11 protein-coding genes are annotated in these 13,793 nt (G+C 36.7%); 4 read left to right on the top strand and 7 right to left on the bottom strand.

Going from position 1 to position 13,793, the window contains the following annotated elements; translation table 11 throughout:
• The first annotated feature begins 65 nt into the window (after positions 1–65).
• Positions 66–1,061, top strand: coding sequence for a tRNA dihydrouridine synthase DusB (dusB, locus tag BLW74_RS01840; RefSeq protein ID WP_089689760.1), 996 nt, complete (start codon positions 66–68; stop codon positions 1,059–1,061).
• 51 nt (positions 1,062–1,112) lie between these two features.
• On the opposite strand, the gene deoC is transcribed toward dusB, so the two are convergent.
• The 5 genes from deoC to BLW74_RS01815 all read right to left on the bottom strand — a co-directional run bounded on the left by deoC (position 1,113) and on the right by BLW74_RS01815 (position 5,607).
• Positions 1,113–1,856 (bottom strand): deoxyribose-phosphate aldolase, encoded by a 744-nt coding sequence (gene deoC, locus BLW74_RS01835; protein WP_089689759.1) that lies wholly within the window; start codon positions 1,854–1,856, stop codon positions 1,113–1,115.
• Positions 1,857–1,860: 4 nt separating this feature from the next.
• Positions 1,861–2,331: an Lrp/AsnC ligand binding domain-containing protein gene (locus BLW74_RS01830; protein WP_047379047.1), complete on the bottom strand. Its 471-nt coding sequence runs from the start codon at positions 2,329–2,331 to the stop codon at positions 1,861–1,863.
• A 29-nt stretch (positions 2,332–2,360) separates the two neighbouring features.
• Positions 2,361–3,296: an endonuclease/exonuclease/phosphatase family protein gene (locus BLW74_RS01825; RefSeq protein WP_089689758.1), complete on the bottom strand. Its 936-nt coding sequence runs from the start codon at positions 3,294–3,296 to the stop codon at positions 2,361–2,363.
• A gap of 377 nt (positions 3,297–3,673) precedes the next feature.
• The gene (trmD, locus tag BLW74_RS01820) at positions 3,674–4,348 is read right to left on the bottom strand and encodes a tRNA (guanosine(37)-N1)-methyltransferase TrmD (RefSeq protein WP_089689757.1); all 675 of its coding nucleotides are present in this window, start codon (positions 4,346–4,348) and stop codon (positions 3,674–3,676) included.
• On the bottom strand, positions 4,345–5,607 hold the full coding sequence (locus BLW74_RS01815; protein ID WP_089689756.1) for an NAD(P)/FAD-dependent oxidoreductase: 1,263 nt from the start codon (positions 5,605–5,607) through the stop codon (positions 4,345–4,347). The genes trmD and BLW74_RS01815 overlap by 4 nt, the downstream gene beginning before the upstream one ends.
• A gap of 66 nt (positions 5,608–5,673) precedes the next feature.
• On the opposite strand from BLW74_RS01815, the gene BLW74_RS01810 reads away from it, so the two are divergent.
• Positions 5,674–6,537 (top strand): glycoside hydrolase family 25 protein, encoded by an 864-nt coding sequence (locus BLW74_RS01810; protein WP_089689755.1) that lies wholly within the window; start codon positions 5,674–5,676, stop codon positions 6,535–6,537.
• Between the two features lie 129 nt (positions 6,538–6,666).
• Here the strand turns inward: BLW74_RS01810 and BLW74_RS01805 are convergent, their stop codons facing one another.
• Positions 6,667–7,179: a 5' nucleotidase, NT5C type gene (locus BLW74_RS01805; protein ID WP_089689754.1), complete on the bottom strand. Its 513-nt coding sequence runs from the start codon at positions 7,177–7,179 to the stop codon at positions 6,667–6,669.
• Positions 7,180–7,382: 203 nt separating this feature from the next.
• On the opposite strand from BLW74_RS01805, the gene BLW74_RS01800 reads away from it, so the two are divergent.
• Entirely contained in the window at positions 7,383–9,275 is a 1,893-nt protein-coding gene (locus BLW74_RS01800) for an ABC-F family ATP-binding cassette domain-containing protein (protein ID WP_089689753.1), read from the top strand.
• 133 nt (positions 9,276–9,408) lie between these two features.
• Here the strand turns inward: BLW74_RS01800 and BLW74_RS01795 are convergent, their stop codons facing one another.
• Complete coding sequence (locus BLW74_RS01795) at positions 9,409–10,464, bottom strand: Gfo/Idh/MocA family oxidoreductase (protein ID WP_089689752.1); 1,056 nt, start codon at positions 10,462–10,464, stop codon at positions 9,409–9,411.
• Positions 10,465–11,444: 980 nt separating this feature from the next.
• Here BLW74_RS01795 and BLW74_RS01790 point away from each other — a divergent pair.
• Positions 11,445–13,730, top strand: coding sequence for a TonB-dependent siderophore receptor (locus tag BLW74_RS01790; RefSeq protein ID WP_089689751.1), 2,286 nt, complete (start codon positions 11,445–11,447; stop codon positions 13,728–13,730).
• The last annotated feature ends 63 nt before the right edge of the window (positions 13,731–13,793 follow it).

The following is a 13,793-nucleotide window of genomic DNA, read 5'->3' as shown; positions in this document are numbered from 1 at the left end:
GGTAAAGCAGCAACCTATTTAAATTTATAAAATATTGTTTTTTCAAAATTTCGTAAATTTGCACCATGATAAGAATAGGCAACATAGAACTGCCGGAATTTCCGCTTTTGCTGGCTCCGATGGAAGATGTAAGTGATCCTCCGTTCAGACGTTTGTGTAAAATGCATGGTGCAGATTTAATGTATTCGGAATTTATTTCTTCCGAGGGGTTGATTCGTGACGCTATTAAAAGCCGTAAAAAGCTGGATATTTTCGATTATGAGAGACCGGTAGGGATACAGATTTTCGGTGGAGACGAGGAAGCAATGGCCATGTCTGCAAGAATTGTTGAAACAGTGAATCCGGATCTGGTAGATATCAATTTCGGATGCCCTGTAAAAAAAGTTGTCTGCAAAGGAGCCGGAGCAGGTGTGTTGAAAGATATCGACCTGATGGTTCGTCTTACAAAAGCCGTGGTAAGCTCTACTCATCTGCCTGTAACGGTTAAAACCCGTTTAGGCTGGGACAGCCATACAATCAATATTGATGAAGTAGCTGAACGACTGCAGGAAACAGGAATCAAAGCTTTAACCATCCATGCCAGAACCCGTGCTCAGATGTATAAGGGTGAAGCAGACTGGGAACATATTTCAAGAATTAAACAAAATCCTAATATTGAGATTCCCATTTTTGGAAATGGTGATATAGATTCTGCTGAAAAAGCGCTGGCCTACAAACAAAAATATGCCTGCGACGGAATTATGATAGGACGTGCTGCTATTGGCTATCCATGGATCTTTAACGAAATCAAGCATTTCTTTACAACAGGAGAGCATTTACCGGAGCCTACCATATCAGACCGTTTACTGGCTGTTCGCCAGCATGCGGAATGGAGTGTGGAATGGAAAGGTGAAAGGTTAGGATTGGTAGAAATGAGACAGCACTACAGTAATTATTTCAGAGGAATTCCTCACTTTAAAGAGTTCAGAAAAAAATTCCTGGAGGTTTTCACTTTGGAAGAAATGAACAGCCTGATCCAGGAAACCCAACAGTTTTACGAAGAATATCAGGCACAGCTATAAAATAAAAACCATCAGTAAAACTGATGGTTTTTTTATGATTTTACAAGTTGATTAATATCCTTCTGATGAAGATTCGTTTTCAATCAGTGCCAGTGCTGAGGAGGTTCCGATTCTTTTTACTCCCATGCTGATCATTTTGGCGGCATCTTCAGGAGTTTTCACTCCGCCGGCTGCTTTCACAGGAAGTTTCCCTGCATTGTCAAGCATGATAGCGATTCCTTCAAAAGTTGCCCCATTAGGTTTTCCATCTGTAGTTTCATAGAAACCGGTGGAAGATTTAACAAAGATTTTTGACAAATCTGTTTCGGAGAAATTCTCTTCTGCCCAGGTAGAAATACTTTTGGTAAGATCTGCAATTTGCTCATTCGTCAAAGCGGCAATTTCAATAATCCACTTCGCTGTTTTGTGATGCTCAAGAGATAATTTCGTGCATTTTACAAATTCTTCTTTTACCAGCTGCAGATCTCCTTTCAGATAAGCTGTATAATTGATAACAAAATCCAATTCATCAGCACCGTCTTCTATTGCTTTTGATGCTTCTGCAAGCTTTTCCTCAATAGAATAGGTTCCTTCGTGAAAGCCTATTACAGTTCCTACTGCAACATTTGAATTTTTTTCCTGAATATATTTTTTGACCTCAGATACATAATCTGGACGAATCATCACTGCAAAAATACCTTTATCTATTGCTTCCTGAGCAAGTTTTATATCTTTCTGCAGCGTTTCTTCATGGGAAATACCTGATTGTTCTGGTGTCTTGAGGTAGGTTGAATCCAAATATTGGGCTATGTTCATATCGTTATACTTTCAATTGTCTGTAAATACCTTGTTCCAAAGATATAAAAGTTTCTGTTCTGGTTACACCTTTCAGCTTCTGAAGTTTATTAAGAATCTGCATCAGATGGTCATTATCTTTACAGAGAACCTTTAGGAAAATGGTATAGTTTCCTGTAGTATAGTGGGCCTCCACTACTTCATTGATATCATGTAAAGATTTTACTACTTCCGGATAATGGCTTGGCTGATCCAGAAATACGCCGATGTAGGAAATCACCTTATATCCTATCTTTTTAGGATTAAGAAATGATATTGAATTTTCAATAACTCCCGCATGTTCGAGTTTTTTGATTCTTTGATGCACTGCAGTAGTGGAAATTCCGACATTTTTTGAAATGTGGGCTAAAGAGGTTTTAGCATTGTCCATCAACATGTAGATGATTTCTTTGTCAATAGAATCCAAATGGTAGCTTGTGTTGCTCGAATTTTTCATTTTCTACTTTTTTTATTATTTATGTTTTTTTACTGTAAACTTTTAAATTTTACAAAAACCGGAAAGTGATCACTATATCCTCCTAAATACCGTGTACCAGCATATGTTCGGAAAGGTCGTCCTTCAAAATTCCTGGTTCTGCTGCGGATTTTCTCAGAATTGAATACATGTGCATCCTGAAAAGCCAGCGTTTTATTATCAAGCAGTGATCTTGACATAATGATCTGATCATACAGCAGTCCAGATTTATAATGAAAAGTAGAATAATTTCTTGTAGAAAACAATTGCTGAAAAGGGTTCGCTAAAACCTTCTCATGGTTATTGTCATAGAGAATCTGTACTAAATCTTCATCATCCGGGTTTTCGTTGAAATCACCACACAATATGACATGCTCTTGATCTGCATTTACAATTTTCATAATCCGTTCCCGGATTTCATTCATTATAAAGGTTCTCTTGGGTTTGTTAATATCTTTTTCTCGCTTAGAGGGAAGATGGGCGATAAAGACATTAATAATTTCCCCTTTATATTTTATTTTTGAAAAAAGTACGTCCCTAGTTGTGTCGTAATTTCCTGTGTTTTTGTTTATTATTTCAAAAAAGAAAGTAATGGTCTCAGAATCTATAACCTCTACTTTATTTTTATCATATAACATGGCTACATCTACCTTTCTTTCGTCCATAGAATTGTAATGCACAATTCCATATTCAGAATTAAAAGGTTCCATCTCCACGAGATCTTCCAGAACTTTTCTTCCGGAAACTTCAGACAAACCAATCATAAATGGCAAAACGCCATTATCTTCCTTCATCAGCTGAAATACGTGTGAGATTTTAAAAAGCTTGTTTCTATATCTCTTTTCATCCCAATTCCTCAATCCTGACCGGGTAGGATCTAATTTGTGGACAGGTTTCGGATCGGGTAAAAATAAATTTTCAACATTATAAAAAGAGAACAGCTCCATCTACATTAATTTCTTTACTTTAATTTATATATGTTCTTTTTTCTTTAAGGGTGTAAATTTATTATTTTTTTTTCAAATACTATTGATTCATCTTACAAAAGAAAATCAATTCCTGTTAAAAAACAGTTCAAATATAATAAAAATACTAATGAAACCATATATAATAAACTAATTTTTCAACAATTAGGGACTTTTACTATATTAATCAAAATTGAGACAATACATCAAATCCCCGATTATCAAATAATTTTTTCATAAAAAATGGTAAATATTAATATTTTTTAATATTTCTCAAATATATAACAAATATTATTCCATTTGCCTGCATAATAAATGGAATAATATCGATAAAAAAGAATAGGGAATGTTTCTGTATTTTATTTCAATAAATCCGGGCGTTTTTCCCTGGTGATACGCACAGCCTCATCATGACGCCACTCTTCAATCTTACCAAAGTTACCGCTCAGTAAGATTTTGGGAACATCTAATCCTTTATAACTTTCCGGTCTTGTATAAATGGGTGGGGATAGAAGATCGTCCTGGAAGCTGTCTGTGAGTGCACTCTGCTCATCGTTCAAAACTCCGGGAAGCAGTCTTATTACAGAATCTGCAAGAACACAGGCGGCCAGCTCTCCTCCTGTAAGAACGTAATCTCCAATGGAGATTTCTTTTGTAATATGAAGATCTCTTACTCTTTGGTCTATTCCTTTATAGTGCCCGCAAAGGAAAATAAGATTCTGCTTTATAGAAAGTGTATTGGCTATTTTCTGGTTCAAAGTAACACCATCCGGTGTCAGGTAGATTACCTCGTCATAATTTCTTTGGGACTTAAGCTCTGAGATGCATTTATCCAGCGGCTCAATCATCATTACCATTCCTGCTCCGCCTCCGTAGGGTTCATCATCAATCTGTCTGTGCTTATTGATAGCCCAGTCTCTCAGCTGATGAAAATGTACTTCTGCCAGTCCTTTATCCATTGCTCTTTTTAAAATAGAAGCCTGAAACGGACTCTCCATCAATTCCGGAAGTACGCTTATTATGTCAATTCTCATTGTAATGTTCCGTTTTTCTTAGTAGGTATAATAATTAATCTTAAAGAAGAATCTTTGTTGATATAGCTCCACATCCAGTTAAAAAATATGGCCAGCTTATTTCTAACGCTCAAAATTAGCATTAAATGGAGAAACATCCAGAAATACCACGCCAAAAATCCCTGAAATTTTATAAATGGCAGATCTACAACAGCTCTGTGCTTTCCAATAGTTGCCAGGGAACCTTTATCATCGTATTCGTATTCTTTCCATTCCTGCCGGGTTTTCTTCAGAAGATTTTTACCTAAATTCTTTGCCTGATTAATGGCTACATTGGCGACCTGCGGGTGCCCGTGCGGATATTTTGGTGTTTCCATATAGGCAATATCGCCGATGGCATAAACATTATCGTACCCTTTTATTTTATTGTACCTGTCTACAATATACCGGTTTTTCACTAATTTTTCTTCCGGAAAACCTCCTACCACATTTCCTGTAACTCCGGCTGCCCAGATGACATTATTGGACGGGATTTCTTTTCCGCTTTTCAGATGAACTTTATCACCGTCATACTCCGTTACCACTTCCCCGCTCATAAAAGTTACCCCAAGATCCTTCAGGTATTTTTCAGATTTTTCCTGAGCTTCGCTGCTCATTACGGCAAGCGGTTTTTCTGTGGAGCTTACGAGAATAATTTTCAGATGATCGAAATTCATATAGGGATAATCTCTTGGGAGAATATCTTTTTTCATTTCGGCAAAAGCGCCTGCAAGCTCTACTCCTGTAGGTCCGCTCCCTACGATAACGATATTCCAGTTTCCGTCGTCGCTTCTGCTTTTTTCAATGATCAGTTTTTCAAATGTTGTAAGAACGTGATTTCTGATGCTGATGGCTTCCTGGGTATTTTTCATTCCGAATGCCTTACCTTCCAGTTCTTTATTCCCGAAGAAATTAGTTTTACAGCCTGTTGCAATGATAAGTTTATCATACGTAAATTCGGCTTCGTCTGTAATGACTTTGTTATTGGCAGGATCTATTTCTCTCACCTCTGTCATTCTGAACTGTGTGTTTCTGGACTGCTGAAAAATCTTTCTGAAAGGAAAGGAAATGTTGGAAGGCTCTATCCTTCCGGAAGCTACCTGATAAAAAAGCGGCTGGAACATATGGTGATTCATCTTATCCAGAACAATGACCTTTTTATTCTTGTTGTTTAATGTTTTTGCAAGCTGCAGCCCCGCAAATCCTCCTCCAATAATGATGATTTTTTCGCGTGTTTCCATAATACACAAATTTACTGATTTTATTTTAGCATTTCGTAGTGAAAAAAGTTAGTTTTGCAAAACTTTATGACACCTAAAAAGTACACCAAAAAAACTGCCAAACGAATCCATAAAACAAGACGGAAGAACTATTTTTTCCGGAGATGGGTACTATTGGCTATATTAATTGTAGCGTTGGCAGGAACAGGGCTTTATCTAAGACAGTCTGTAAGCTATTATTATGCGTTGTACTTTAATAAATTCAGACACAAAAAACTTCATAACAGCGAAAAGGAATCCTTAAGAATTCAAAGAATAATCAGCAGTAATCTGGATAAAACCTATGGTTTTGATGTTTCTCATTATCAGAACAGGGAAGATATCAGATGGGACAGTCTGAGTATAGGAAACAAGACCATTCCGCTAGAATTTGTAGTGATGCGTGCTACTATGGGAAACCGAAGTGCCGACAAACATTTTGATGAATTCTGGGAGAGCGCTAAAAAGCATGATCTCATCCGTGGTGCGTATCATTTTTACAGGGCTGATGAAGATCCTGTAATACAGGCTAACAATTTTCTGGAAAATGTAAAACTGGAAAGCGGCGATCTTCCTCCGATTCTCGATATTGAAAAAATCCCTAAGCGAAAAACGAATAAAAAACTCCTTGAAGATCTGAAAGTATGGTGTAAAATAATAGAGGACACTTATGGTGAAAAACCCATCATCTATACCTATTATCATTATTACAAGGACTTTCTGAAAGGCGAGTTTGACGGTTATCCGCTATGGCTGGCCAATTATAATGATGTGCCTTCTCCTTCACCTGATGACCAGTGGGATTTCTGGCAGTTTACAGAAAACGGAATTGTACATGGCATTAATGCCAAAGTAGATCTTGATATTTATAATGGCAGCTCCTGGTCCTTGAAAAGACTTACACTGGATTAGAGGCAAGAAAGGGTAATAGAAGCAGGAAGATGGAAGTTGATACTAACCGTTATAATTTTACTTCATAAATCAGCCTTTGCATCAGCTTCCTGATAAAGCTTCCCGCCTCCATCTTCCTACTCCCGGTTTTTAAAGAATACTCATCACATCTTCCCAGGAATGAACTCTTTTATAAGTTTCATTTTCGATTAATTCATTATGCGGCTGCGTGAATATAAGCCTTTGTCCTTCAAAATGATCAAGATTTTTAGGATAGTCATCAATCATCACATCACCGGATACTATTCTTTTACTTCCGCAGAGAACAATTTGTTCCCAGGTAATGAACGGAAAATGTTCTTTCAGCCAGTCGTATTTTTCTCTTAAGCTGTTGGGAAATTCCATTCCGGCAGATACGATATAGAGTTCGTATTTATTATTCAGATATTCCATCGCCTCCCGGCTTCCTTTCATTACGGGTAAGGTTCTGAAAAATCCTACCTCATGCACGTGTTTTTTTCCATTGGGAAAAGATTCTATTTCAGACTTGCCGGCCAAATCACTGATTTCAATTTCTCTTCCGGTATCTCTCTTTTCAAATTGTACCAGCTGATGATAAACATCCGCCATAACCCCGTCCATATCGACAATAACTTTTTTCATACTTTAATCAGATTTTTGTGTTGTTATTTTATATTGTTACATATTAGAATATCAAATTTACTGATTAGTTTTTTCAGACAATGAACACAGATTATTAAAAAATCATAAATAATCAATTTCTAAAAGGGTTCGGGAAAATTTTAGGTTACATTTTCGTACTTTTGCGGTTCTATTCAAAATTAAAATCAAACCATTAATTTCCAATGAATTACGTTTCTGCAGAAAATCTTACCAAATCTTACGGCATCAAAGTTTTGTTCGAAAACATCACATTTCACATCAATGAGGGAGATAAAATTGCTATTGTTGCCAAAAACGGAAGTGGAAAATCAACTCTTCTGAAAATATTAATGGGTAAAGAAATTGCAGACAGCGGAACTGTAATCATTAATAAAGACATTCAGGTTGTATTATTTGACCAGGAAATCAGCTATGATCCCAAACTGAACATTGAGGAATTCATGATGACACTGGATTCTGAGCCCATACTTGCGCTTAAGAATTATCACCAATCACTTCATTCTACAGATCATGATTTTATTGAGAAAGCATTAGCCGATATGGAAGTCCATAAGGCATGGGATCTGGAAAACGAAATGAAACAAATTCTTTCCCAGCTTAAGATTACGGATCTGGATGCCAAAATGGGAACCCTTTCCGGAGGACAGATCAAACGTGTGGCACTGGCAAAACTTTTAACAGAAACAAGAGCTGAACACAGACACACCCTCCTTATCATGGACGAACCTACCAACCATTTGGATGTGGATATGGTAGAATGGCTTGAAAATTATCTGAATAAAGCAAAAATCACTTTATTGCTTGTAACCCACGACCGATACTTTCTGGACAGTGTCTGCGATATAATCTGGGAAATGGAAGACAGAAACCTGTATATTCACAATGGTTCCTATGCTACTTACCTGGAAAACAAAATGATCAGGGAGGAGAATCTTAATGCTACTATTGATAAGGCTAACAACCTTTACAGAAAGGAGCTTGAATGGATGAGAAGACAGCCGAAAGCCAGAACTACGAAATCTAAAAGCAGGATTGACGCTTTCTACGAAACCGAAAAAGTAGCTAAAACCGATACGAGAAAAGACGGCCTGGAACTGGATTTTGAAATGAAGCGTTTGGGAAATAAAATTCTTGAGCTGAAACATATTGATAAAAGTTTTGGATCTAAAGTTCTTTTAAAAGATTTCAGTTACCAGTTTCAGCGTGGTGAAAAAGTGGGAATCATTGGAAAAAACGGAGCAGGAAAATCTACCCTGCTTAATATTATTCAAGGGCTTGAAAAGGCTGACAAGGGTGAAATTGAAACCGGAGAAACGATATCTTTCGGTTATTTTGCCCAGAAAGGTCTTACTTATAAGGAAGATGAACGCGTGATTGATTTCATTAAAGAAATTGCAGAATTTTATCCTTTAGCCAACGGACGAAGTCTTTCTGCTTCTCAATTCCTGAGGTTATTCTTATTTGATGATCAGACACAGTACTCTCCTATTTCCAAGCTTTCCGGAGGTGAAAAGAGAAGACTTCACCTGATGTATATTTTATATCAGAATCCTAATTTCCTGATTTTTGATGAGCCTACGAATGACCTGGACCTTCCTACCCTGACAGTTCTTGAAAACTTCCTTCAGCAGTTCCAGGGATCGCTTATTATCGTTTCGCACGACAGGTATTTCATGGACAGAATTGTAGATCATGTTATGGCTTTTGAAGGAGACGGAAAAATCAGAGATTTTGTAGGAAATTTCTCAGAATACAGAGAAGCAAGAAGCCGTGAGGAAGCATTAGAGAAAAATACAGCAGTAAAGCCTGAACCTGTAAGAGAAACGGCTCCTGCAGCTGAAAACAATTCATCTTCAGGTGCTAAAAGAAAACTAACCTTCAAAGAGCAAAGAGAGCTGGAAACGATTGAAAAAGAAATGCCCGAGTTAGAAGATCAGCGTTCCAGCATTCTGGATCAGCTCAACAATGAGTCTGACTATGAAAAGATTGCAAAACTTTCTGCAGACCTTGAATCCGTTTCAGAAAAACTGGAGAACCATGAAATGAGATGGCTGGAACTTCAGGAGATCCTTTAATAATGATGAATTATAAAATGAGTTCAAGGTTTAAAGCTTAGGGTTGATAGCAGTCGTGACGGGAAATCGTCAACTCGTTTATAGTTTTACTCTAAAACTCTCCAACCCATTGAACTCATTCATAACTCATTAGTTATAATTGAATAATTCTTTCTTCTTTTGCACTCTGAAGAGAAGCATCAATGATTTTCATATTCTGAATAATTTCTTTTCCCGGAGACGGCAAAGCATATCCGAAAACGATATGTTCATAGATCTTCTGGTAGTAGTCCATATAATTTCCTGCTTCACTGGAAGTCAGCATTCTTTCTGTTTCGGAATTTTCATTCAGGAAATTTAAAATTCCATCAGGCTCCTGTAATGGCTGTGTCCATTCTCTACCATATTCAGGGATAGCACCTGCCACCAGTTCATTTTCCTGATTATCTGTTCTTTCCTGTAAGAAACTTCCCCTGTCACCATGAATTGTGTAAGCATAATGACCTTCTTTACTGAAAACCGATGTTTTTAGTCTCACTCTCAGATCATCCTTATAGAAAAGGAGGATTTCAAAATAATCGTTGGCAAATTCTTTTCCTTTCATGGAAAATACGTCTGCAAACAATTTTTCAGGATATCCAAAATATTGTACGGCCTGATCCACAAGATGGGCTCCCAAATCGTGAAGTGAACCTGAACCTGCCTGTTCCGGACTTTCCTTATGCTGTTTTCCACTTGGTGTGGTACGGAATCTGTCAAAACGGATCTCTGCTTCTTTAATGTTTCCTATTGTTTTATCATTTAACAGCTTTTGAACCTGTAAATAATCACGGTCAAATCTCCTGTTTTGATAAACACTCAGGAACAGTCCTTTTTCTTCAGCCAACTGCACCAGCTCTTCCGCTTCAAAAACATCTACCGTAAAAGGCTTTTCCACAATAATATTTTTCCCGGCCTCCAGCGCTTTTTTCGCATATTCATAATGGGTCTGAACCGGAGTATTAATGATCACCAGCTCTATATCTGCATCCTGAAGCATTTCTTCTACAGAACGGTAAATCGTTGCTTCCGGATATTTTTCTTTTGAATCTTCCTTACTTCTTTCTACCACAGCAGAAATGTAAAATCCCGGATGTTCCTTCAAAAAAGGAGCATGGAACACTTTTCCACTCATTCCAAAGGCGCAAAGCCCTGCTTTTACCAATTGCATATTAAAATTTTTAACAAATATATCTATAAAAACTATTCAATATTATCAAAAGCTTGTAATAAAGTCAGAGATGAAATTCTACATTTTTAGCCATTTCTCTTTCAAGTATATATTAATTAGTACACTAATAAATACAAAAAATTTTATTTTTTTCTTATTATTTACCTGAAAACACCTACAAATACCCATTTTATCCTATTTTATAACAGGGATGTTTAAACATAAAATTCTAAAGCTCAGTATATTAAAAAAAAATGTTTAACTGATAAAGTACGCCAAAATAGGATTTTTTAAAATATCATCCGAAAAACCCTTTATTTAAGGGAAAATTTGATAAATGTTGAAAACTTTTTAAAAAAAATCACAAACGTTTTATTAACTTTGAGATACAAATAAACTCGAGCGCTAACTCGAGTTTGTTTTGAAATTCCAAAATGGAAAATATCAATTCGTTTCTGGAACTTATAGTAGTTCTTATTCAACTTTTCAAGGAGATCAAGCCTTTAATCAAGAAGAAGTAATAAGATCTGTTCTAGTAAAAGCCTCCTACTTTAGGAGGTTTTTTTAATTAATTTGTTGTTTTGTTGAGACAACAAATTGATATAACAAATTTATAAAATTTTGTTACATAACAAAATTTTTTATATCATCATTTAATGTTTCTGCATTATCTACAATATTTAAGACTGCCTAAAACACCTCAACCATAGTCTTAACAGTATAATCTTTGGATCTATAGAAAAAGTGACTCTCTGTATTTACATAAATTCAAAGATATGCTTTTCCTTTCTTAAGATATAATTTATCTTACCATTCCCTAGCCATCCTAAAAAATTCTATACTTCTTTGCTAGCAAGAAGTATAGAAATAATCCATGCCATTATTATCGAAATATGATTTAAATCATAAAATTATTTTTATCTATTCTAAACAAATACTTACTTTTGCGCTTATTTAAAACTGTTCTACATAAAAATAAAATGAAAAAACAACTACTTACTTTAGGTCTGTTATTCATCGCTGTTTCTGCAAGTTCTCAGTTAAAAAATGCTGAGGCAGATACCATCAGAACTCAAACCATTGAGGATATCAATCTTCATAAAACCGGAAATCCAAACCAGGCTAGACCATTGTCAACAAAATCTAACCTGACGGTCATGGAGAATCCCCAGCCTATTGCCATTGTGACTCACGAAATTATTGAGCAGCAGCAGGCCAAACAGCTGAGTGATGTTCTTCAGAATATCAACGGAATGTATATTACTTCTTCCAGAGGTAATTCTCAGGACAGCTTTGGAGGCCGTGGTTTTATCCTGGGGAATGATAATATCTTCAAGAATGGAGCAAGGATCAACAGTGGAGTTTTCCCTGAAGTAAGCGGTCTTGAAAGAGTGGAAGTGTTAAAGGGAGCCAATGCCATGCTGTACGGAAATACCGCTGCCGGAGGTATTATTAATATGATTACGAAAAAGCCTAAATTCAATTTTGGCGGGAGCATCGGATTAAATGGCGGGAGCTGGAACTCTTACAAACCAACGGTAGATGTTTACGGACCACTATCCAAGAATATCGCATTCAGAGTAAACGGAACATATGAATATGCCGAAAGTTTCAGAGATGTGGTGCAATCTGAAAAATACTATTTTAATCCCTCATTTTTATTTAATCTAAGTGATAAATCCCAATTAATTGTAGAGGCTGACTATCTTAAAAATAACTTCACTCCTGATTTTGGTCTTGGATCCATTACCGAAAGAGATCAAAGCTACAGACTGAATGATGGCGTTTCCAGAAGCACATTCTTCGGAACCGACTGGCAATATCAAAATGTACAGCAAGCGTCTACCAACGTAACGTTTAACCACCAGTTTAATGAAAGATGGTCTTTAAATGCAACTGCTTCTTACCAAAACTATACTAAAGATTATTTTTCTTCAGAAAGAGTGCAGTGGATTTATGACACGAAAGATCCAGCCGTAAATCCTAACCGATTATCATGGAAAAGACCTTTTGGCAGAACATACAACGAGCAAAATTATACTTCCGCACAGGTCAACATCAATGGTGAATTCAACACCGGAAAAATCAACCATAAAGTTTTAATCGGGGCAGATGCAGATTATAACCAGGCAGATGCTTATGCCTATAATATTACGGCTCCAACCAATCTTTTATATTTAGATGATCCTTCAACCTGGGGAAGTGTAGGTATGCCCAATTCTACCCTTAACACAAGAAACAGAATCAATACAAGAAGAATAGGAGTATATGCACAGGATTTTATCAGCATAACAAAACAGCTGAAAGTTATGGCAGGGTTAAGATGGTCTTATGTAGAAAATATGCCTACGCTGACCACCCGTTTTACATTAAATGATAAAATTGAAGTAGCCAATTCTTCAACATCCGACAATGCATTTTCTCCAAAAGTAGGTTTGGTTTATGCACCGAATGAAAACCTTTCCGTGTTCGCCACGTACACAAATTCGTTTGCATCCAACGCGGGATATACTTCAGATCAATTTGGAACAGTAAATACCAATCAGTCTGTAACACAGGTTCAAAATCAGCTCAATACACTGTCAAAACAAAGCATTAAGCCATCTACCGTTGATCAATACGAAATCGGTGTAAAAAAGAATTTCTGGAACAATGCTTTAGCGGTTAATCTGACGGCTTACCAGATTATGTACAATAATTACTACCAGACTTATTGGTTCGCTTCCACTCCAAACGGAGCTCCGGTAAATTCTACAGATGCCAATCTTAAAGAGTTTGCAGGAAATATGAGAAGCCGTGGTGTAGAGCTGGACATTACCGGAAATCCTACGGAAAACCTATCCATTATAGGAGGATTCTCTTATAATAATTCCGTGTACACAGATACTCCTGAAAAGGGATATGTTGAAAACCAAAGACTGGTAAGAACACCAGCCACCACTGCAAATGCTTCCGTTTTCTACAAGTTTACAAATTATGTAAAAGGGCTGAAAATAGGAGCCGGAGTATACTACATCGGAGACAGAATTGCAGGATGGAATGATACCAAATCTACCAACACAAGCAGAAACAATGTGAGCAGAATGTTTGATCTGAAAGATTACACTACCGTTTCTGTATCTGTGGGCTATGAGTGGAACAAATTCTCCATCCAGGGCAGAGTGGGCAACTTGTTTGATGTCGTAAACTACAATGTTCACGAAAACTATTCTGTGAATCCTATTACGCCAAGAAACTACTATTTCACGCTGACCTACAGACTCTAGAAATATTAATATAATCATTCTTTCATAAAAAGTGGAGATTGCATTTTTGCAGTTTCCACTTTT

The sequence above is a fragment of the Chryseobacterium culicis genome (genome assembly GCF_900108365.1).
Classification (GTDB): domain Bacteria; phylum Bacteroidota; class Bacteroidia; order Flavobacteriales; family Weeksellaceae; genus Chryseobacterium; species Chryseobacterium culicis.
This window is presented reverse-complemented; position numbering and strand designations above follow the sequence as displayed.

What these genes read in the sequence shown, in the direction of transcription:
- dusB (WP_089689760.1), top strand. Translation starts at nt 66, where the DNA reads ATGATAAGAATAGGCAACATAGAACTGCCGGAATTTCCGCTTTTGCTG.
- deoC (WP_089689759.1), bottom strand. Translation starts at nt 1,856, where the DNA reads ATGAACATAGCCCAATATTTGGATTCAACCTACCTCAAGACACCAGAA.
- BLW74_RS01830 (WP_047379047.1), bottom strand. Translation starts at nt 2,331, where the DNA reads ATGAAAAATTCGAGCAACACAAGCTACCATTTGGATTCTATTGACAAA.
- BLW74_RS01825 (WP_089689758.1), bottom strand. Translation starts at nt 3,296, where the DNA reads ATGGAGCTGTTCTCTTTTTATAATGTTGAAAATTTATTTTTACCCGAT.
- trmD (WP_089689757.1), bottom strand. Translation starts at nt 4,348, where the DNA reads ATGAGAATTGACATAATAAGCGTACTTCCGGAATTGATGGAGAGTCCG.
- BLW74_RS01815 (WP_089689756.1), bottom strand. Translation starts at nt 5,607, where the DNA reads ATGGAAACACGCGAAAAAATCATCATTATTGGAGGAGGATTTGCGGGG.
- BLW74_RS01810 (WP_089689755.1), top strand. Translation starts at nt 5,674, where the DNA reads ATGACACCTAAAAAGTACACCAAAAAAACTGCCAAACGAATCCATAAA.
- BLW74_RS01805 (WP_089689754.1), bottom strand. Translation starts at nt 7,179, where the DNA reads ATGAAAAAAGTTATTGTCGATATGGACGGGGTTATGGCGGATGTTTAT.
- BLW74_RS01800 (WP_089689753.1), top strand. Translation starts at nt 7,383, where the DNA reads ATGAATTACGTTTCTGCAGAAAATCTTACCAAATCTTACGGCATCAAA.
- BLW74_RS01795 (WP_089689752.1), bottom strand. Translation starts at nt 10,464, where the DNA reads ATGCAATTGGTAAAAGCAGGGCTTTGCGCCTTTGGAATGAGTGGAAAA.
- BLW74_RS01790 (WP_089689751.1), top strand. Translation starts at nt 11,445, where the DNA reads ATGAAAAAACAACTACTTACTTTAGGTCTGTTATTCATCGCTGTTTCT.